The organism is Pseudoalteromonas sp. B62 (genome assembly GCF_037162565.1).
Classification (GTDB): domain Bacteria; phylum Pseudomonadota; class Gammaproteobacteria; order Enterobacterales; family Alteromonadaceae; genus Pseudoalteromonas; species Pseudoalteromonas fuliginea.
On sequence record NZ_JARLVB010000002.1, the window covers coordinates 2,885,000 to 2,906,930 of the forward strand.

The following is a 21,931-nucleotide window of genomic DNA, read 5'->3' on the forward strand; positions in this document are numbered from 1 at the left end:
ATAATAAGCCCCCTGTCGTTATTCGCTTAATTAAGGGGGTATGAGAGTTGCGGCTATAGATCAGTTATTTAAGTTACCAACACTTATCAATTGATCTGTAGGTTGTTTATTTAAATGCTCAGAGCTGCCATCTCGCCATGTAACAATAACTGATGAGATTGAATCTGCCTGTGCTAATCCAAAATGTACAATATTAAGTAAGCTTTGCGAGTGGGTAGCACTTTGTGAACCAATAACTTGATATTGGCTCGCAGTTGCTGTTTTAATTTGTACTTTTGCACCATATGGATCAACCCCACTTTTTGAGTACCCAACTCGAATAAGGGTGAAGTGGGCGTGACTTAACTCTGTGGTATTTTTATATAAATGCCATTGGCCGTTATCTTCATCTCCGCTTAGTAGGTCGAGTTTTCCGTCTAGGTTGAAGTCAAATGCGGCTCCCATATCGCCGTGTGAGTCTAAGCCACGTTCGGTATCGGCGTTATGAGTGATTGTTGCTTTAAAGTTGTAATCACCTTGGTTAATGAGTAAAACATCGGCAACTCGCTCTTTTAGTTCACCAAAGCGATAGACCATAAAGTCTATTTTTGTGTCGTTATTAAAATCGCCAGGTACAACTCCCCAGTTATTACTGTTTGTTAATGCTGGTAATTTAGATGAAATATCAACTAGCTTACCATTATCGTTACGTAGTAATACATCAGGAAGGGCGAGATTTTGTGGTTGCCAATCGCTTTGATAGCCTTTTACATTTTTGAATGATGCGCGTACATCCCATGCAAGGTTATCGGTAAGTACCCATTCTACTCGCCATTTATTATTCCCTAAATACCCAATGTACCAGCCTGTTTTATCAAGCTTAGTTGGAAACCCGCGTGCTCTTTTCTGGCTAATGGTGGTGTTTTTATTGGGTGTATTTATTAATTCTTTTTTCTCGCCTATGTATACATCCATATGGCTTAATAGCTTGGCACGCGGGAAGTGATAAAAGTCACTTAGTATAAGGCTTCCTGAGTTTGTGTTGTCGGTAATGAGTGTTATGCCATCGTGACTTTTATTACCTTCATCACGCAGGTCTAGCCGTTTGCTGCCTTTATTAAACGATAGACTGTTATTAGCGATAGCGTAGCTTAGCTTTCCGCGAGCAAGGTAGTAGTCCATATCGCCGTCGTTATCTATATCAGCTTGTGCAACTGCGAGCGTGCCTTTGTAGGCTTCACTATTTGCACCTAATAGATCTTTAGTAACATTGGCAAAGGTAAAGTCGTTATTACCTTGATAAATAGTTAAATCGTTGTATCCATCAAAAGCAAAAATATCGAGGATGTCATCGTTATTGTAATCGGTTAATAATACACGCTCGGCTTTTATATTTTCAAAAGTAGCTGATGGGTGATAAGTAAATTTTCCATTGCCGATATTTTCAAAAATGATATTACGAGGGGAGTTTTCGTGAATTAATTTTTCGGCGTTTACTTGGATAAAATCAAGATCACCATCGCTATCTATATCAACCCAGCGCACAGAACGCCCGCGAGCCCCCATTTTAGATAAGCCAGCTTCGACGGTTTTATCTTCAAATTTACCATTATTGTTTTTAAGTAGTCGCTGGGGTTGAGGTGTAGTGCCATTTCCACCACCTAGTGCAATAAGTACATCGAGATCACCATCGTTGTCGTAATCACCGGTCGACATACCGTGTAGATCTGCTCGTGGAGAAATATCGTTTTGTAGTGTGTATGTGCCATCTCCATTTGCCATAAATAAACGAATAGGAGTGGTGTCGTGATTTGTTAGCAGCAGGTCATAATGACCATCACTGTTTATATCGGCAATGGTAGGGCCGCCATATTTCCAGTTTTTTGTGTTATTAAGCCAGCTTGTTCAGACACATCAGAAAATACAACGTTGTTACTTGTTTGGCTACTAGGCGTTTGTGTGGTTTGGCTGCATCCCGCTAAGTTCATAGCGCTAATTATCACTAAGCTAAAAATTGATTTTTTGTTTTTAATCACTATTGTGCCTCCTTACATTGTGTTGATTGTTGACAATATAGATTGAAAGTAAAACATACAAGTAAATTTTATTACCCAAGCCTTAATGTTTTAACGGACTCGCTTTACTGCTCTGAAGTTATATTAAATATTAAGAGTGGCTTTACAAATTACATACCTAGGTGTAAATTGTTAACAATAAACCATATCAAAGATGTGATAGTTCACTTTGATATTCCTCGTATCGTCATTGTTTTAATGATGCATTACTTGGTCACTATTTAATTAAACATTCTTGAAGGTATAAAAATATGCAAGCTGCACAATATATAGGTAACAAGTCATTTAACATTGTTGAAGGCACATCTATTAAACCTAAAGCGGGTGAGATTAGATTGAGTGTTGGATACGTTGGGATTTGTGGTACTGATATGCACATATACCATGGTGTGATGGATCAACGAGTGTCTATTCCGCAAACAATTGGCCATGAAATATCAGGTGTTGTTGCAGAAATAGGTGAAGGAGTTGAAGGCTTTGCTGTCGGCGAAAACGTGGTAGTACGTCCACTAGATTGGTGTGGCGATTGTCCTACGTGTAATGCAGGGCATACGCATATTTGTCAAAACTTAAAGTTTATGGGAATAGATACGCCAGGTGCTTTTCAGTCAAGCTGGACAGTTAAAGCGCGTACTTTGCATAAATTACCAGCAGGCGTTGATTTAAAACAAGGCGCATTAATAGAGCCGTTATCGGTTGCGTGCCATGATGTACGACGCTCGCGCTTACAAGCGGGTGAGAAAGTTGTTGTGCTTGGTGGCGGGCCAATTGGGCAATTAGTTGCTGCGGTTTCTAAAAGTGTTGGCGCAGAAGTACTCGTGTCTGAGCCTAACGAAAGCCGCCGTGCTTTTGCCGATGAGCTAGGTGTTAAATCGGTTAATCCCATTGAAGAAGATTTAGCTGCCTATGTAGATAGCTGGACGCAAACAAAAGGTGCTGATGTTGTATTTGAAGTATCAGGCGTAAAACCCGCAATAGAGGCTATGACTGAAATAGCAGGGCGCCGGGGTCGTATAGTCATGGTGGCTATTCACAGTGTTAAACCTGAAATCGATTTATTTCAATTCTTTTGGAAAGAGTTGGAGTTATTAGGTGCACGTGTATATGAAGCGGCCGACTTTGATTGGGCTATCGAATTAATTTCATCGGGCCAAATAGATCTTAAACCTTTTATTAGTTCGGTTAGTTCGTTAACTGATATTGGTAGTGCATTTGCGAGTATGGATGGAAATCCAGAAGGTATGAAAGCGCTTGTTGAATGTAAACCACAATAATAAAAATTATAAAGGTATGAAAATGAATAATATGTTAGAAAAATTTAGTTTAGAGGGCAAAGTAGCCCTTGTTACAGGTTGTAAGCGCGGTATTGGTAAAGGTATTGCTCTAGGTTTAGCACAGGCTGGCGCTGATATTATTGGTGTATCTGCAAGCTTAGAGCTTGAAGACTCTGAAGTAGAAAAAGAAGTTAAAGCACTTGGCCGAAATTTTAAAGCCTACCAATGTGATTTTGGTGATCGTGATGCGCTTTATTCGTTTATTAATGATGTAAAAAGTGATTTTCCAAAAATTGATATTTTAGTCAATAATGCAGGTACAATCCTTCGTGCTCCTGCGGCTGAGCATGGCGATGATTTATGGGATAAAGTGATTGAAGTTAACTTGAATGCTCAATTTATTTTAAGCCGCGAAATAGGCAAACAAATGATAGAGCATGGCGAGGGTAAAGTTATTTTCACGGCTTCTTTGCTCACTTTTCAAGGTGGTATTACAGTACCAGGTTACGCAGCTAGTAAAGGTGCTATTGGGCAATTGGTTATGGCGCTTTCTAATGAATGGGCTGGCAAAGGCATTAATGTAAATGCGATTGCGCCAGGTTACATTGATACTGATAACACTGAGGCATTACGCAATGACAAAGAGCGTAATGCAGCCATCTTAGCGCGTATTCCACAAGGTCGATGGGGAAATCCTGAAGACTTTAAAGGGCCTGCTGTGTTCTTGGCTTCTGAGGCTGCTAGTTACGTAAACGGCGCTATTTTATTGGTTGATGGCGGATGGATGGGGAGATAGTTCAATGAACTTTCATAATAATGTGAATTTTATAAATGGCGAATATGTTGCTTCTAAAGCAAGTGGCACGATTGAAATATTAAGCCCATCTACAGGTAAAAAAATTGGTGAAATACCAAAAGGCTGTATAGAAGATGCGCAGTATGCACTTGAATCAGCGAATGTAGGGCAGAAAAAGTGGGCTAAATTGACAGCTCGCACACGTCAAAATATATTGCGTGTGTTTGCTAACAAAATTCGTGAAAATAAAGATATTCTTGCGCCAATGCTTGTTGCAGAGCAAGGTAAATTACTATCAGTTGCACAAATGGAAGTCGACGTAACAGCGACTTTTATTGACTATGCATGCGACCATGCACTTACTATTGAAGGCGATATTTTACCTTCAGATAACGATGATGAAAAAATATACATTCATAAAGTGCCACGAGGCGTAGTTGTGGGTATTACTGCGTGGAATTTTCCGTTGGCATTGGCTGGTCGTAAAATTGGACCTGCGTTGATCACAGGTAACTCTATTGTATTAAAACCTACTCAAGAAACACCTTTAGCAACCACCGAGCTAGGTCGTTTAGCAAACGAAGCGGGTATTCCTGCTGGCGTGCTAAACGTAATTAATGGATCAGGTTCTGTTGTTGGCCAAGCATTGTGTGAAAGCCCAATTACTAAAATGATCACCATGACAGGCTCTACTGCTGCAGGTAAGCAAATCTACAAAACTAGCGCAGAATACATGACGCCTGTAATGCTTGAACTTGGCGGTAAAGCCCCAATGGTTGTTATGGCCGATGCCGACCTTGATGAGGCTGTTGAAGGTGCGCTTTGGGGTCGTTTTGCTAACTGCGGGCAAGTATGTACCTGTGTTGAGCGTTTATATGTTCAAGAGTCTGTGTACGATGCGTTTATGGCTAAATTTATACCAGCTGTAAAAGCACTTCGTGTTGGGGATCCTATGAACCCAGATACGCAAATGGGTCCTAAATGTAATCAACGCGAAATAGACAACATTGATCACATAGTTCAACAAAGTATTCAACAAGGCGCTTCTGTCGCCACTGGTGGTAAAGTTGCTTTTGTTGAGGGTTTTGAAGGCGGTTGTTGGTACGAACCCACGTTACTTGTAGACGTCAAGCAAGATAACATTGCAGTGCACGAAGAAACTTTTGGCCCAGTACTCCCTATTGTTAAAGTTAAAGATATGGAGCAAGCGATTGAATACTGTAACGACAGTATTTATGGCTTAAGCGCTTATATATTTACGCAAAACTTTTTCGATATTAATAAAGCCATTAACGAATTAGAAGTGGGTGAAGTTTATATTAACCGTGGTATGGGTGAGCAGCACCAAGGTTTTCATAATGGCTGGAAACAGAGCGGCTTTGGCGGCGAAGATGGTAAATTTGGTCTAGAGCAATATCTAGAGAAGAAAACCGTTTATTTGAAAGAAAAATAATATTCCAAAATTTAGCCGTAATGCAGCTTAAGCAAAAAGCCAATAATGTTTTCATTATTGGCTTTTTATTTGTCAGCAGATTACTTTAAATTAATACTTATATCGCCATTGGGTTTACAGCAGCACAACAATATTTCGCCTTCTCGCACAAACGCAAGTGGCTCTTCGTTATACTCAACACTGCCAGACACTAAAGTAGCTCTGCAAGCTCCACAGTAGCCTTCACGGCATTGGAATGCGACGACTATTTTCATGGATTCTAAGCAGTGTAAAAGAGAAGGGCAGCCAGTATTAAATTCTATACACTGGCTGTTTTCTGCAAGCGTTATGCTTGCAGTAGACTTGTCACTCATTATAAATCAAAATCACCAAATTCTGATGCATCAACTTGAGAGTCAATTTGACCAACAAGGTATGAGCTTATTTCTGCTTCTTGTGGTGCTACTTGTACATTATCAGACACGAGCCATGAGTTGATCCATGGAATAGGGTTACTGTTGTTTTCAAACTGTGCAGGTAAGCCAATCGCAGTCATACGGGCGTTGGTGATGTATTCAACGTACTGACATAAAATATGTTTATTTAAACCAATCATTGAGCCATCTTTAAACAGGTATTCTGCCCATTCTTTTTCTTGCTCTGCGGCTTCAACAAACATTTTAATTGCTTCGTCTCGGCACTGAGCGGCAACAATCGCCATTTCTGGGTCGTCTTTACCGTCTTGCATAATATTTAAAATATGCTGAGTACCCGAAAGATGCAGTGCTTCATCGCGCGCAATAAGCTTGATGATTTTAGCGTTACCTTCCATCAGTTCACGCTCAGCAAACGCAAACGAACATGCAAAGCTTACGTAAAAACGAATCGCCTCTAAAATATTTACCGACATCATTGCAAGGTAAAGTTTCTTTTTAAGCTCAAATAAATTCACGATAACAGTTTTACCGTTAATTTCGTGTTTGCCTTCACCGTATAAATTGTAAAGTGATACAGAGTTAATTAGGTCATCGTAATATTTTGTTACCGCATCAGCACGTTCGCTAATTTTATCGTTGCTAACAATGTCATCAAAAATAAGCTCAGGTGCTTGTGTTACGTTACGGATAATATGCGTGTATGAGCGGCTGTGAATTGTTTCACTGAACGCCCATGTTTCTATCCATGTTTCAAGCTCTGGTAGCGATACAATTGGAAGTAGAGCCACGTTTGGCGAACGACCTTGTACACTATCAAGCAGTGTTTGGTATTTTAAGTTGCTTAAAAATATATGCTTTTCGTGATCTGGTAATGCTTGAAAGTCTAAACGGTCTTTACTTACATCTACTTCCTCAGGACGCCAAAAGAAAGACAGTTGCTTTTCAATTAGCTTTTCAAAAATTGGGTATTTTTGTTGGTCGTAACGAGATACGTTTACAGTTTGGCCAAAAAACATTGGCTCTTGCATTTGGTTATTATGGTTTCGGCTAAAAGTAGTATAAGACATGTTTATCACTCAAAAAACTATCAGAAAAAGCGGGCTAAATGCCCGCTTAAAATAAAAATCAGCAGTTATATTTTACACGCGCCGCCTTCACAATCGTCATCTTCCACTTCTGGAGCATCTTCTTGTGAATCTGAGGCGCCATCGCGAGTATTGTGGTAATACAAGGTTTTAACACCTAGTTTGTACGCGCTTAGTAAGTCTTTTAATAAGACTTGCATAGGTACTTTACCGCCTTCGAACTTGTTTGGATCATAATTTGTATTTGCAGAAATTGTTTGGTCAACAAATTTTTGCATTATGCCAACAAGCTGTAAGTAACCATCGTTTGATGGGATATCCCATAATAACTCATAGTTATTTTTTAAGCGTTCATACTCAGGAACTACTTGTTTTAAAATACCATCTTTGCTTGCTTTAACACTAATATGTCCACGTGGTGGCTCAATACCGTTAGTTGCGTTAGAGATTTGCGACGATGTTTCTGATGGCATTAATGCACTTAGTGTTGAGTTACGCATGCCGTGCTCTTTAATGTTTGCACGTAATGTATCCCAATCAAGATGAAGTGGTTCATCACAAATCTTATCTAAATCACGTTTGTACGTATCAGTTGGCATAATGCCTTGAGAGTACGTTGTTTCGTTAAACTTAGGACATGCACCACGCTCTTTAGCAAGCTCATTAGATGCTTTCATCAAGTAGTATTGAATCGCTTCAAATGTTTTGTGAGTCAGGGCGTTCGCGCTGCCATCTGAATAACGTTTACCGTTTTTAGCTAGGTAGTATGCGTAGTTAATTACACCTATTCCTAACGTACGGCGTCCCATAGTTGCATTTTTAGCAGCCGGTACAGGGTAGTCTTGGAAATCAAGTAAGTTATCAAGTGCACGTACAGCAAGCTCAGCTAATTCTTCAAGCTCATCAAGTGATTCTATTGCACCTAAGTTAAACGCAGAAAGTGTACAAAGGGCAATTTCGCCTTCTTCGTCATTTACGTTATTAAGTGGCTTAGTTGGCAATGCAATTTCTAAACATAAGTTAGATTGGCGAATAGGCGCAACTTTAGCAATGAACGGGCTGTGTGTATTACAGTGATCCACATTTTGTAAGTAAATACGACCAGTACTTGCACGTTCTTGGGCAAACATAGAGAAAAGCTCAATGGCTTTGATACGCTTTTTACGGATAGACTCGTCTTGTTCGTATTTGACGTAAAGCGCATCAAATTCTGCTTGGTCTTCAAAAAATGCATCATAAAGGCCAGGCACATCTGATGGGCTAAATAACGTAATGTAATCGTCTTTAATTAAACGAGAATACATTAATTTATTAAATTGTACGCCGTAATCTAGGTGACGAACACGGTTGTCCTCTACACCACGATTATTTTTAAGTACCAGTAGGTTTTCTACTTCTAGGTGCCAAAGCGGGTAGAACAATGTCGCAGCGCCGCCACGTACACCACCTTGCGAACAACTTTTAACCGCTGTTTGAAAGTGCTTATAAAAAGGAATACAACCAGTGTGATACGCTTCGCCATTACGAATATGGCTACCTAGCGCACGAATTCGACCTGCGTTAATACCAATACCCGCACGTTGTGAAACGTACTTAACAATAGCTGATGATGTTGCATTGATTGAATCGAGGCTGTCGCCACATTCAATTAATACACATGAGCTAAATTGACGAGTAGGGGTACGAACACCAGCCATTATTGGTGTAGGCAATGAAATCTTAAATAACGATACCGCATCATAAAAACGTTTAATGTAATTAGTACGCGTTTCACGTGGGTAATCTGAAAATAAGCTTGCCGCTACTAAAATATATAAAAACTGTGCGCTTTCGTAAATTTCACCTGTTACACGGTTTTGAACGAGGTACTTACCTTCAAGCTGTTTTACAGCAGCGTAGCTGAAGTTAAGATCGCGAGAATGATCAAGGTACGCATCAAGCTCATCTAATTCTTGCTCTGTATAATCTACTAATAAGTGAGCATCATAGCGTTTGTCTTCAACCATTTTAGTTACATGATCAAATAAACGTGGTGGCTCAAATTGGCCATAGGCTTTTTTACGTAGGTGGAATACAGCTAAACGCGCTGATAAATACTGGTAATCTGGCGATTCTTTTGAAATCTGATCTGCAGCTGCTTTAATAATGGTTTCGTGAATATCTTTGGTACGAATACCATCGTAAAATTGAATGTGTGATTTTAATTCAACTTGCGAAACCGAAACGTTGTTTAAACCTTCGGCGGCCCATTCAATAACGCGATGGATCTTATCAAGATCAAGCGGCTCTTTACGCCCGTCACGTTTGCTTACAGATAACTGTTGGTTCATAGCTTTGCCTGTATTCCTTGGGGATTATGTATTTTGACCAATGTTTACACCTCAAATTAGCAAGGTGTAGTGCTCATTTATTATAGGTTTCACCAAATTAGTGAATTTAATTGAATAACATTTGGCCACAATATCTGGTGTTGTTCAATTTAGAGATCACAAGATAGTGTGGTCTGCATTGTTTTGCAAGGGACATAATTGCCCCTGTTTGTGGATAACTTTGGGATAACGCATTTGTGTTAGTAGACACTCACCTTCGAACAATCATTTAAGTTGAAATATGCAAAAATCAACTAATGATCTGCTAAATTTACGCATTTAAAAAATAAATTTTGACTGCTTTTTTTATCAGCAAGCTTTGCCTAAAAACTAACACAATCACAATATATAGTGTTTATTAATTAACATAGCACTATATATGGTTAAAACCATCAATTGGACTTAGCCAGTTTAAATTGGCTTTCCAGCTTAATGCCTCACCTTCACTGGGAATGTAACCCCAAAGTGCAGTCGCGGTATGCATACCTGCTGCTTTGCCTGCTTGTATGTCACGCTGTGCATCACCAATGTATAAACAACGCTTTGGCTGTACTTGCATAAGCTTTGCACAATGCAGCAGTGGTAAAGGTGATGGCTTAGCCTCTGCTAAAGTGTCACCACTTATTACTACACTGGCATTTTTTAAAGCAGGAATAGCTGCAACTAAAGGATCGGTTAAAAACCCTGGTTTGTTAGTCATGATCCCCCATTTGATCTTTTTATGATCTAGGGCGATAAGTAACGATTCAACTCCGCTGAAGCAGCGTGTGTGATTTGCTATGTTTGCAGCGTACTCGTCAACTAATTGCTTTATAAGATCGCTTTGGGGTTGTTTGTCCCACAACGCTTTAAAACCAGCCTCTAATAATGCGCCAGCGCCGTTAGATGCCGCAGGACGGTATATATCACTACTAACAGGCTCTATTTTATTGCTAATAAGCACCGCGTTTAAAGCGGCACCTAAATCATCAGCAGTGTCGAGTAGGGTGCCGTCTAAATCAAATAAAAATGCATCGTACTCAATAAGGGGTGGGGGCTTGAGAGTTAGCCATTAAGCTAACTTCTCAAAATAAAGTATGTAATTTACGCTAACGTCGTTATTAAGCGTATATTGCTTTGATAGTGGGTTATAAGAAAGGCCTGTACTTGCACGAACTTTTAAACCCGCTTGCTCTGCCCATGCAATGAGCTGTGCAGGTTTTATAAACTTTTTATGGTCGTGTGTACCTTCAGGCACCATTTTTAAAAGCTTTTCAGCACCAACAATAGCGTATAAGTATGCTTTAGGTGTTTTGTTCAGGGTTGAAAAAAACACGTCTGCGCCTGGTTTGGCTAGTGCGGCTACGGCATGAATGATAGATGCCGGGTCGGGAACGTGCTCAAGCATTTCCATACAGGTTATTACATCAAAGCGCTCTGGATTTTGTGAAGCAAACTCTTCAGCAGGCACTTTTATATAATCTACATTTATACCAGTTTCTAAACTGTGCAACTTAGCAACAGTTAAAGGCTCTTGCCCCATGTCGATGCCAGTTACTTTTGCACCCATGCGCGCCATGCTTTGGCTTAAAATACCGCCACCACAGCCAACGTCGAGTGTTTCTTTATCGAATAAGCCTTGCGTTTTGTTTGCTATAAAGTCTAAACGTAACGGGTTAATTTCGTGAAGAGGTTTGAATTCTCCGTCTAGGTCCCACCAACGCTCGGCGATGGCTTCAAATTTTGCTATTTCTGCGTGATCTACATTTTGATGTTCGGTCATAAAATACTTCCTCGTCAATCTGAGGCCATTATATAGGGCTAAATTGGTAAATCGCAAAGTTTTGCGCCTGTAAATTAAAATTAATTGTGATAGCATGGCTGTTAGAAATAATAACAATACTCTTAATCCCCAATACCGGGTCGTTGAGAGCTGATACTGAAGGAATGTGATATCAAATGACTGATCTCGCCAATGAAATTCTGCCAGTCAATATTGAAGACGAGTTAAAAAACTCCTACTTAGATTACGCGATGAGCGTAATTGTAGGACGTGCATTACCAGACGTACGTGACGGCTTAAAACCTGTTCATCGCCGCGTTTTGTTTGCAATGAACGAGCTTAGTAATGACTGGAACAAGCCTTACAAAAAATCGGCCCGTGTGGTCGGTGACGTAATCGGTAAATACCACCCACACGGCGACAGTGCAGTTTATGACACGATAGTTCGTATGGCTCAGCCATTCTCACTACGTTATATGCTTGTAGATGGCCAAGGTAACTTCGGTTCGGTTGATGGCGATTCAGCTGCGGCAATGCGTTATACAGAAGTACGTATGGCAAAAATGTCGCATGAGCTATTAGCTGATCTTGAAAAAGAAACGGTTGATTTCGTTCCTAACTACGACGGCACAGAACAAATCCCTGACGTTTTACCAACAAAGGTCCCTAACTTATTAGTTAACGGATCATCAGGTATTGCGGTAGGTATGGCTACAAATATCCCACCACATAACTTAACAGAAGTTATTAATGGTTGTTTAGCGCTTATAATCAATCCTGAATTAACTATAACTGAGTTAATGGATTATATTCCGGGCCCAGATTTTCCAACCGCTGCAATTATCAACGGTAAGAAAGGTATTGAACAAGCATACCAAACTGGCCGTGGTAAAGTGTACATGCGTGCACGTGCTGAGATTGAAACGGATGAAAAAACAGGCCGTGAAACAATTATCGTTCACGAAATTCCTTATCAAGTTAACAAAGCACGCTTAATTGAAAAAATTGCTGAGCTTGTTAAAGATAAAAAAATTGAAGGCATTAGTGCACTACGTGATGAATCAGACAAAGACGGTATGCGTATCGTTATTGAGATCAAACGTGGTGACGTAGGCGAGGTTATTTTAAACAACTTGTATGCGCAGACTCAGTTACAAACTGTGTTTGGTATGAATATGGTTGCGTTAATTAACAACCAGCCTAAGTGTTTCAACTTAAAAGAAATGCTAGAAGAGTTTATTATTCACCGTCGTGAAGTAGTAACTCGTCGTACAGTATTTGATTTACGCAAAGCCCGCGATCGTGCACATATGCTAGAGGGTTTAGCTATTGCGCTTGCAAACATTGACCCTATTATCGAACTTATTCGTAAATCCCCTACACCTGCTGAAGCTAAAGTTGCTTTAACGGCACGTTCGTGGGAATTAGGTAATGTAAAATCAATGCTTGAAAAAGCAGGCGAAGATAATGTTGCACGTCCAGATTGGCTAGCTGCTGATTTAGGTATTCGCGACGGTCAGTATTTTATTTCAGAGCAACAAGCCCAAGCAATCCTAGATTTACGCTTACACAAGCTAACAGGTCTTGAGCATGAAAAAATCCTGAGTGAATATCAAACACTATTAGATTTAATTGCTGAGCTTTTACATATTTTGGCAACGCCAGAGCGTTTAATGGAAGTTATTCGTGATGAGTTAGTTGAAATTAAAGCACAATACGGCGATGAACGTCGTACTGAAATTAATGCAGCGGCTCACGATATTAGCTTAGAAGATTTAATTACCGAAGAAGACGTTGTAGTAACGCTTTCTCACGAAGGTTATGTGAAATATCAGGCATTGTCTGATTACGAAGCACAACGCCGTGGTGGTAAAGGTAAATCAGCAACGAAGATGAAAGATGAAGATTTCATTGAGCGTCTACTCGTTGCAAATACGCACGATACTATTTTATGTTTCTCTACGGCCGGGCGTTTATATTGGCTTAAAGTATATCAGTTACCACTGGCAAGTCGTGCAGCGCGCGGTAAGCCAATTGTTAACTTGTTACCACTTGAAGCTGATGAACGAATTACCGCTATATTGCCAGTACGCGAGTACGCAGAAGATAAATACATCTTTATGGCAACAGCATTTGGTACAGTTAAGAAAACACCATTAACGGCTTACAGTCGTCAACGTGCAAGCGGTATTATTGCTGTTAATTTAAATGAAGGCGATAGCCTGATTGGGGTTGATATTACCGATGGTAGCAACGAAATTATGTTGTTCACTGATGCAGGTAAAGTTGTACGTTTTAAAGAAGCTGAAGAAACAACGGTTGTTGATGAAAACGGTAATCCAGTATTAGACGAAGAAGGTAACCCTGAGATTCGCTTCAAAGGTGTTCGCCCTATGGGCCGTACTGCTACAGGTGTTCGTGGTATTAAAATGCCAGATGAGCAACGCGTAGTATCGTTAATTGTACCAAAAACTGACGGTGCTATTCTGACGGTAACTGAAAACGGTTACGGTAAGCGTACGCAACTTGAAGATTACCCATCGAAGAGTCGTGCAACACAGGGTGTTGTATCAATTAAGGTGAGTGAACGTAACGGTGCTGTTGTTGGTGCTGTGCAAGTTGACGACAACGATGAAATAATGATTATTTCAAATCGTGGTACCTTAGTACGTACTCGTGTTAATGAAGTTTCTACGGTTGGACGTAACACTCAAGGTGTTATTTTGATCAGAACTATTGACGAAGAGCAAGTAGTTGGTTTACAACGTATAGAAGAGATTGAAGTTACTCAAAGTGACTTGATTGATATTGAAGACGTTGAAACTGTAGATACGGTTATTGATGAAGTAGCGGATGATAATCCTCCTTCAGAATAATTGATATTGAAAAAGCGGCCTTGGCCGCTTTTTTTAATGTTGTTGAAAAAATTAATAGAGTGTGAAATTATATTCATTCATTAAAATCGTAAGGTTGAGTGGATGGGGATTATACGTTCATGCTTAGTAGTTAAATTACTGGAATGAGGCAAAGGTAATGAGTAAATATAATTTTTGTGCGGGACCGGCTATGCTTCCGCAAGCGGTTATGAAAAAAGCGCAAAAAGAGTTTCTAGATTGGCAAGACTTGGGTGTTTCTGTAATGGAAATGAGCCATCGCAGCAAAGAGTTTTTAGCATTAACTGCAAAGTGTGAAGCGAGTCTTCGCCGCTTAATGAATATCAGTGATGAATTTGAAGTGTTGTTTATGCACGGTGGCGGTCGTGGCCAATTTAGTGCTGTTCCTTTAAATTTGCACCAAGAAGGCAAAACAGCGTTTTATTGCGAAAATGGCGTATGGTCGAAAAGCGCCAGAGATGAAGCGAATAAGTTCACTCAAACGTCTTTTACGGATGTACGTAATGATGCTGATGGTGAATTTTCAATTAAAGACGTTGCTGACTGGGAATTACCAGAAGATGCGGCGTACATTCATTATTGCCCTAACGAAACGGTAGATGGACTCGAGATTTTTGATGTACCGAGTCACCCAACTGCGCCGATTGTTGCTGATATGTCATCGACTATTTTATCTCGCGAAATAGACGTGAACAAATTTGATTTAATTTACGCTGGTGCGCAAAAAAATATCGGTCCATCGGGTATTTCAATCGTTATTGTTCGTAAAACACTACTTGAGCGTGAAGGGCTAGCAAAGCCTGGTATTTTAGATTACGCCCTTGAAGCAAAACAGGGTAGCATGTTTAACACGCCACCTACTTTTGCATGGTATTTAGCTGCTGAAGTATTTGAATGGCTTGAAAGCAATGGTGGTGTAAAAACCATGGAAGCACAAAATATTGCTAAAGCAGATTTACTGTATGATTTTATCGATAACTCTGATTTTTATTCAAATATTGTTGCTAAGCATTGTCGTTCACGTATGAATGTTCCTTTTTGGTTGAATGATGAAAGCTTAAATAGCAAATTTGTTGCTGAATCTAACGAAGCGGGTTTACTTGCACTTGAAGGGCACCGAATAGTGGGCGGTATGCGCGCCAGCATTTATAACGCAATGCCACTTGAAGGTGTTCAAGCCCTAGTAGACTTTATGGCTGCCTTTGCTAAGGAGCACAGTTAATGGAACAGCTTCGTTTAGAACCAATTACAAAAGTAAATGGCACGGTAACCCTACCAGGCTCAAAGAGCTTATCGAATAGGATTTTGCTCTTAGCAGCACTGGCAAGCGGTACTACCGTTGTTGAAAATTTGCTTGATAGCGATGATATACGCCATATGTTAGGTGCTTTAAAATTATTAGGTGTGCATGTAACTTTAAATGATGAGCGAACAGTCGCGACAGTAAACGGCGTTGGTGGCGTATTTAAAACGCCTAGCGAGCCATTGTTTTTAGGGAATGCCGGCACTGCTTACAGACCTTTAACGGCTGTACTTGCTGCTGTTACTGGTGAATATGAGTTAGTAGGCGAGCCGCGCATGGAAGAGCGTCCAATAGGGCATTTAGTTGATGCTCTTCAAGCATTGGGTGGTGATGTTACTTATACTAAACATAAAGACTATCCACCACTTAAGATTATGGGTGGGCAAATTAAGGGCGGCTCAGTTGAAATTGACGGTAGTATTTCAAGTCAATTTTTAACTGCATTACTAATGGCTGCACCTTTGTTTAGTGGTGATACAAATATAACCATTAAAGGTACCTTGGTTTCTAAACCATATATTGATATTACGCTTGATGTAATGGCACGTTTTGGTGTTAATGTTGAACACAGTAATTATGCAACTTTTAAAGTTAAAGGTGGTCAACAGTATCAATCACTCGATCGAATTATGGTTGAAGGGGATGCGTCTTCTGCTTCTTACTTTGTTGCTGCAGCTGCGATAGCGGGTGGTGAAATTGAGATTAAAGGTGTAGGTGCTAAATCGGTTCAAGGTGATATAGGCTTTGCCAAAGTAATGGAGCAAGTAGGCGCGAAAATCGATTGGTATGATGAGCGTTTAGTTGTTCGCAAAGGCGAATTAAAAGGCGTAGATATTGACGCTAATGCAATTCCTGATGCAGCTATGACACTCGCAACAGTTGCTCTTTTTGCTAAAGGTCCAACTGCCATTCGTAACATTTATAACTGGCGAGTAAAAGAAACAGACCGTTTATATGCAATGGCAACTGAGCTTAGAAAAGTAGGTGCAAAAGTTGTAGAAGGGCATGATTTTATAGAAATTACACCACCTGAACATTTCAATGATGTAGCAATAGATACCTACGACGATCACCGTATAGCCATGTGCTTTGCCATGGTTGCGGTTGGCGGGAAACCTATAACGATTAATGATCCAAAGTGTACTTATAAGACATTCCCTAAATTTTTCAATGTTTTAGCGTCAGTCAGTGAATAGGGCTTTTATAACTAATTATAAAAAGTTACACACTAATAGCAGATATATTTTTATAACTGGCGTATAATATGGCGGTTTATTTAGGTGTGCATTGCAGGAGGTTTAAATGCAGGCGTTATTAATGCCCGTGATCACCGTTGATGGCCCAAGTGGTTCAGGTAAAGGAACTGTTTGTCGCTTGTTAGCCGACAAGTTAGGGTGGGATGTATTAGATAGCGGTGCGATTTATCGCGTTTTATCTTTAGCTGCACTTCATCACCAAATTGCATTAGACAATGAAGAAGGGCTTGTCCCTCTTGCTGCAAATTTAGATGTGCAGTTTTTGGTAGATAGCCAAACTAATGCAGGGAAAGTTATTTTAGAAGGCGAAGATGTAACGACTACTATTCGTAATGAAGAAGTAGGCGCTGCGGCATCAAAGGTTGCAGCATTACCTCGCGTTCGTGAAGCATTATTACGTCGCCAGCGAGCGTTTCGTACTGAAAGTGGCTTAATTGCCGATGGTCGCGATATGGGGACTGTGGTTTTTCAAGATGCGCCGTTAAAAATTTATTTAACAGCAAGTGCAGAAGAGCGTGCTCGTAGGCGTTTTGTTGAGTTGAATACGCGCGGCCTTGATGTTACACTGAGTGGTCTATTACAGGACATTCAAGCTCGTGACGAGCGCGATATGAATCGTGCCGTTGCTCCGCTTGTACCTGCAGAGGATGCTATTGAGATCGATACTAGCGATCTTAATGCACAGCAAGTGTTTGATAAGGTAATAACTTTATTGGATATTGCTATCTCTGAAGGTAAGCTTCCTAAACGAAGCTAAACACATTTTATGCGCCAGCAGGATGCCAGTGCTATTTTAACAACCCCATGCAGCATGGTTGCTTATTGGTATTAATATATGAGACGTATATTCGTATGTCAGAAAATTTTGCGCAGTTATTTGAAGAAAGCTTAAAGGGTTTTGAAGCAGAGCAAGGCTCTATTGTTAAAGGTACAGTAATCTCTATCGAGAATAACATTGTACTTGTAGATGCTGGTCTTAAATCAGAAAGTGCTATCCCTGCAGAGCAGTTCAAAAATGCTGCTGGTGAACTTGAAGTTGCTGTTGGCGACGAAGTAGATGTTGCACTAGATGCAATTGAAGACGGTTTCGGTGAAACTATCCTTTCTCGTGAGAAAGCGAAGCGTCACGAAGCGTGGATCCGTCTTGAGAAAGCATGTGAAGAGCAAGAAACTGTTACCGGTGTTATCAACGGTAAAGTTAAAGGCGGTTTCACAGTTGAAGTGGATTCAATCCGTGCTTTCCTACCTGGTTCACTTGTTGATGTTCGTCCAGTACGTGACACAACTCACCTTGAAGGCAAAGAGCTTGAATTTAAAGTAATCAAGCTTGATCAAAAACGTAACAACGTTGTTGTTTCACGTCGTGCAGTTATCGAATCTGAAAACTCACAAGAACGTGAAGAGCTTCTTGCTAACCTTGTTGAAGGTCAAGAAGTTAAAGGTATCGTTAAGAACCTTACTGACTACGGTGCATTCGTTGACCTTGGTGGTGTTGATGGTCTACTACACATTACTGATATGGCTTGGAAGCGTGTTAAGCACCCTTCAGAAATCGTTAATGTTGGCGACGAAATCGCAGTTAAAGTTCTAAAATTCGACAAAGATAAAACTCGTGTATCTCTAGGCCTTAAACAGCTTGGTGAAGATCCATGGGCAGCTATCGCTGGTCGTTACCCAGAAGGTTCTAAACTTTCTGGTCGTGTTACTAACCTTACAGATTACGGCTGTTTCGTGGAAATCGAAGAAGGCGTTGAAGGTTTAGTACACGTTTCTGAAATGGATTGGACTAACAAGAACATCCATCCTTCAAAAGTTGTAAGCCTTGGCGACACTGTTGAAGTTATGGTTTTAGAAATTGACGAAGAACGTCGTCGTATTTCTCTTGGTCTTAAGCAATGTATTGCTAATCCTTGGCAGGAATTTGCTCGTCTACAGAACAAAGGCGATCAAGTTACTGGTAAGATCAAATCAATCACTGACTTCGGTATCTTTATCGGTCTTGACGGCGGTATTGACGGTCTTGTACACCTTTCAGATATTTCTTGGAATACACCTGGCGAAGAAGCTGTACGTGAATTCAAGAAAGGCGACGAAATCACTGCTATCGTATTGCAAGTTGACCCAGAGCGTGAACGTATCTCTCTAGGTGTTAAGCAAATCGAAGCTGACCCATTCAATAACTACCTTGATGCAAACAAAAAAGGTGCTATTGTTAAAGGTAAAGTGACTGAAGTTGATGCGAAAGGCGCAACTGTTGAACTTATTGAGGGCGTTGAAGGTTACATCCGTGTAGCTGATATCGCTCAAGAACGCGTTGAAGATGCAACTACTGTTGTTTCTGTAGGCGACGAAATTGAAGTTAAATACGTTGGTGTTGATCGTAAGAACCGCACTTTAAGCTTATCTGTAAAAGCTCTTTTCGAAGCAGAAGAGAAAGAAGTACTAGAGAAGCTTAAGAAAGAAGAGCCAGTGTTTGAAAACGCAATGGCAGCTGCTTTCGCAAATGCACAAAAAGACTAATATATAATTAGTTTTAGTTGGAAGGGCATTTTTTGCCCTTCCTATATTTCTTTTTAAGGAAACGATATGACTAAGTCAGAATTGATAGAAACACTTGCGGAACAACACGCACAGGTTCCAGTGAAAGATGTTGAGAATGCTGTAAAAGAAATTCTTGAACAAATGGCCGGCTCATTATCTACTTCAGATCGTATTGAGATCAGAGGTTTTGGTAGTTTCTCTTTGCATTTCCGTGCTCCTCGCACAGGTCGTAACCCTAAGACTGGCGATACAGTTGAGCTTGACGGAAAGCATGTACCTCATTTTAAACCGGGTAAAGAATTACGCGACCGCGTGAATGAAAGTATTGCCTAGTTAACTTAGTGGAGTAGTTACTTGTTTAAGGTCTTAAAAATTATTCTGGTTGCGCTATGCCTAATTAGCGCATTTGTATTGGGTTCTCAAAATCCACAATTAGTACAAATTAATTATATTATTGCCAGTAATACATTACCTTTAGCTGTAATAATAAGTATTTGCTTTTTACTGGGTGTTTTGATCGGTTTTTTTATTAGCTTTAAATTATTTTCACAATTGAAGTGGCAAAACTATCGGTTGAAAAAGTTATTAGTACCTGAAGAAGATAAAAAAAGCTTGCTGCTAATAAAGACATTTAATTATGATTGAGCTTTTGTTTTTATTACTCCCTGTTGCAGCCGGTTACGGTTGGATTATGGGGAAAAACAGTGCTAAAAACCAAGCTCACTTACTTAATCGTCAGATTACCTCTGAATACAGTAAAGGCTTAAAGTTTTTACTCGATAGAGAAGAAGACCAGGGCTTAGAGCATTTAATTAACTTGCTTGAAGTTTCGGCTGATTCAGTCGAGCACTATTCTACACTTGCCACTATGTTTCGCCGTCGAGGTGAACTAGACCGCGCAATAAAAATCCATGAACTACTTTTAAAACACCCAAGCTTAAATGAACAACAAGCTGCAACAAGCCGTTTAGAACTTGCTGAAGACTATATTATGGCTGGTTTACTTGATGGTGCTGAAGAACATTTAGTCTGGCTAGTTAAAGCAGGGCATGTTGAAGCGCTCGAACCTATTATAACTTTGTATTCGCAAACTCGCGAATGGGAAAAAGGTATTAATATGTTTGAAGCCCATAGCGAGTTATTTTCTAAAGAACAGCAATTCAAAGCTATTGCTAATTTTTATTGCGAATCTGCTCTGAGTGATGATAATCCACAATTAATGAGAAAAGCAATTAGCTTAAATTATAAAGCAGTGCGTCCTCTGTACGAATTAGGTTTATTGGCTTATATAAAAGAAGACTACGTTAAAGCAATTTATTACTGGCGTGAACTTGTTACTCAATTTACTTTGTTTGCTCCGCTATTTATTGATCAGCTCGCACATAGTTATAAACAATTAAATTTAACGCATCAATTTCATGAGCTAGTAGGTGACTTGTTAGAAAAGGGCGGTGTATTAATAAAAATAAAACACTGCCAAGCTTTGCTAGAACAAGGGCATACAAAACAAGCTTTTGATTTTTTAACTGATAGTTTAAAACGTCAACCTACTATTCGTGGTTTTAGTTTTTTACTGCAATTGATGGGTGATCAAAACAAAAACACAAAAGAAGTACTGAATCAAATTGATAAATTGGTTACTTCTTACATAGCGACTAAACCTGACTTTCAATGTCAGCACTGTGGCTTTACTAGCTACACGATTTATTGGAATTGCCCTTCTTGTAAACATTGGGAAACTATTGTTCCAAGCAGAGGATTAGACGGATTTTAATAACCCCTTTAATAATACTGGATTTAAAGATGATCATTTTAGCAAATTAAACTGAGTGTTTACTTAGTTGAAATTTTTGTAAAACACAGTCTATATAAATTTCATTTATCAACACTTAAAATCACCTGCTGAAGATATCGCATTAGATCTATTTATAGTTACTTTATAGCCATACATTAGGATAGTTATGTCTTTTGAACACTCAAAAAAATTCTTATAGCATTAGATTACGACGATCAACAAATAGCTCTAGACTTTGTTAAGCAACTTTCACCAGAGACATGTCGCCTTAAAGTTGGCAAAGAGATGTTTACTTATTTTGGTCCTACTTTTGTTAAAGAACTAATTGATTTAGGCTTTGATGTTTTCCTAGACTTAAAGTTTCATGACATTCCTAATACAGTTGCAAAGGCTGTGACTGCAGCTGCAAAAATGGGAGTATGGATGGTTAATGTACATGCATCTGGTGGCTTTGAAATGATGAATAAAGCTAAAATGGCCCTAGAAAAATTTGGTGATAAAGCACCTTTGCTAATTGCTGTGACTGTTTTAACAAGCATGGATGAAAAAGAGCTTGAGCGTTTAGGTATTGATAAGCCGGCGAAAGAGCAAGTTATCTATTTAGCTAAACTTGCTCAAGAGGCTGGACTTGACGGTGTTGTATGTTCAGCACAAGAAGCTGAGGTACTTAAATCCGAGCTGGGGGAAAGCTTTAAACTTATCACTCCAGGTATTCGTCCAGAAGGGAGTGCAGCAGGCGATCAAAAGCGTATCATGACACCTAAGCAAGCCATTGATGCTGGTAGTGATTATTTAGTGATTGGACGGCCTATAACGCAATCTGAAAACCCTTTGAGAGTATTAACTGATATTAACAAGTCCATTGCTTAATTCAATAAAAGTAGTTGTTAAGTGCTATGCCCTTACTTAATTGGTATATTATGCTACATTAAT

15 protein-coding genes and 3 pseudogenes are annotated in these 21,931 nt (G+C 39.7%); 12 read left to right on the forward strand and 6 right to left on the reverse strand.

The features are described from left to right. Positions 1-60: 60 nt before the first annotated feature. Positions 61-2,015, reverse strand: a pseudogene (locus P4S71_RS17455) (CRTAC1 family protein). Positions 2,016-2,305: 290 nt separating this feature from the next. Here P4S71_RS17455 and P4S71_RS17460 point away from each other — a divergent pair. The 3 genes from P4S71_RS17460 to aldA are packed head-to-tail and all read left to right on the forward strand — an operon-like array spanning position 2,306 to position 5,577. Then, complete coding sequence (locus P4S71_RS17460; protein ID WP_337151139.1) at positions 2,306-3,328, forward strand: zinc-dependent alcohol dehydrogenase; 1,023 nt, start codon at positions 2,306-2,308, stop codon at positions 3,326-3,328. Between the two features lie 31 nt (positions 3,329-3,359). Next, positions 3,360-4,124 carry a 2,5-didehydro-3-deoxy-L-galactonate 5-reductase gene (locus P4S71_RS17465; RefSeq protein ID WP_096794108.1) on the forward strand — a complete coding sequence of 255 codons (765 nt, stop codon included), beginning with the start codon at positions 3,360-3,362 and terminating at the stop codon, positions 4,122-4,124. A gap of 4 nt (positions 4,125-4,128) precedes the next feature. After that, a complete protein-coding gene (gene aldA / locus P4S71_RS17470) occupies positions 4,129-5,577 on the forward strand; it encodes an aldehyde dehydrogenase (protein WP_149605580.1) in 1,449 nt (482 codons plus the stop codon). Positions 5,578-5,657: 80 nt separating this feature from the next. On the opposite strand, the gene yfaE is transcribed toward aldA, so the two are convergent. The 5 genes from yfaE to ubiG form a co-directional block, all read right to left on the reverse strand. Continuing rightward, a complete protein-coding gene (gene yfaE / locus P4S71_RS17475) occupies positions 5,658-5,930 on the reverse strand; it encodes a class I ribonucleotide reductase maintenance protein YfaE (protein ID WP_337151140.1) in 273 nt (90 codons plus the stop codon). Beyond that, entirely contained in the window at positions 5,930-7,060 is a 1,131-nt protein-coding gene (nrdB, locus tag P4S71_RS17480; RefSeq protein WP_007376605.1) for a class Ia ribonucleoside-diphosphate reductase subunit beta, read from the reverse strand. The genes yfaE and nrdB overlap by 1 nt, the downstream gene beginning before the upstream one ends. Before the next feature lie 65 nt (positions 7,061-7,125). Further along, positions 7,126-9,408 carry a class 1a ribonucleoside-diphosphate reductase subunit alpha gene (nrdA, locus tag P4S71_RS17485; protein WP_337151141.1) on the reverse strand — a complete coding sequence of 761 codons (2,283 nt, stop codon included), beginning with the start codon at positions 9,406-9,408 and terminating at the stop codon, positions 7,126-7,128. Positions 9,409-9,820: 412 nt separating this feature from the next. Beyond that, a complete protein-coding gene (locus tag P4S71_RS17490; RefSeq protein ID WP_337151644.1) occupies positions 9,821-10,471 on the reverse strand; it encodes an HAD family hydrolase in 651 nt (216 codons plus the stop codon). A 27-nt stretch (positions 10,472-10,498) separates the two neighbouring features. After that, positions 10,499-11,209, reverse strand: coding sequence for a bifunctional 2-polyprenyl-6-hydroxyphenol methylase/3-demethylubiquinol 3-O-methyltransferase UbiG (gene ubiG, locus P4S71_RS17495; RefSeq protein ID WP_337151142.1), 711 nt, complete (start codon positions 11,207-11,209; stop codon positions 10,499-10,501). A 176-nt stretch (positions 11,210-11,385) separates the two neighbouring features. Here ubiG and gyrA point away from each other — a divergent pair, with 176 nt between their 5' ends. The 9 genes and pseudogenes from gyrA (at position 11,386) to pyrF (ending at position 21,868) form a co-directional block, all read left to right on the forward strand. Then, positions 11,386-14,085 carry a DNA gyrase subunit A gene (gene gyrA, locus P4S71_RS17500; protein WP_007376601.1) on the forward strand — a complete coding sequence of 900 codons (2,700 nt, stop codon included), beginning with the start codon at positions 11,386-11,388 and terminating at the stop codon, positions 14,083-14,085. 157 nt (positions 14,086-14,242) lie between these two features. Beyond that, complete coding sequence (gene serC / locus P4S71_RS17505) at positions 14,243-15,325, forward strand: 3-phosphoserine/phosphohydroxythreonine transaminase (RefSeq protein WP_337151143.1); 1,083 nt, start codon at positions 14,243-14,245, stop codon at positions 15,323-15,325. Next, positions 15,325-16,602 carry a 3-phosphoshikimate 1-carboxyvinyltransferase gene (gene aroA, locus P4S71_RS17510; protein ID WP_337151144.1) on the forward strand — a complete coding sequence of 426 codons (1,278 nt, stop codon included), beginning with the start codon at positions 15,325-15,327 and terminating at the stop codon, positions 16,600-16,602. Before serC ends, aroA begins: the two co-directional genes overlap by 1 nt. A 106-nt stretch (positions 16,603-16,708) precedes the next feature. After that, the gene (gene cmk, locus P4S71_RS17515; RefSeq protein ID WP_337151145.1) at positions 16,709-17,419 is read left to right on the forward strand and encodes a (d)CMP kinase; all 711 of its coding nucleotides are present in this window, start codon (positions 16,709-16,711) and stop codon (positions 17,417-17,419) included. A gap of 95 nt (positions 17,420-17,514) precedes the next feature. Beyond that, on the forward strand, positions 17,515-19,182 hold the full coding sequence (gene rpsA / locus P4S71_RS17520; RefSeq protein WP_002961176.1) for a 30S ribosomal protein S1: 1,668 nt from the start codon (positions 17,515-17,517) through the stop codon (positions 19,180-19,182). A 66-nt stretch (positions 19,183-19,248) separates the two neighbouring features. After that, positions 19,249-19,536, forward strand: a complete 288-nt coding sequence (gene ihfB / locus P4S71_RS17525) for an integration host factor subunit beta (protein WP_337151146.1) — start codon at positions 19,249-19,251, stop codon at positions 19,534-19,536. A gap of 21 nt (positions 19,537-19,557) precedes the next feature. After that, a pseudogene (locus tag P4S71_RS17530) lies at positions 19,558-19,838 on the forward strand (lipopolysaccharide assembly protein LapA domain-containing protein). Between the two features lie 2 nt (positions 19,839-19,840). Beyond that, positions 19,841-20,977 (forward strand): lipopolysaccharide assembly protein LapB, encoded by a 1,137-nt coding sequence (gene lapB / locus P4S71_RS17535; RefSeq protein ID WP_007376595.1) that lies wholly within the window; start codon positions 19,841-19,843, stop codon positions 20,975-20,977. Positions 20,978-21,164: 187 nt separating this feature from the next. Beyond that, positions 21,165-21,868, forward strand: a pseudogene (gene pyrF / locus P4S71_RS17540) (orotidine-5'-phosphate decarboxylase). The last annotated feature ends 63 nt before the right edge of the window (positions 21,869-21,931 follow it).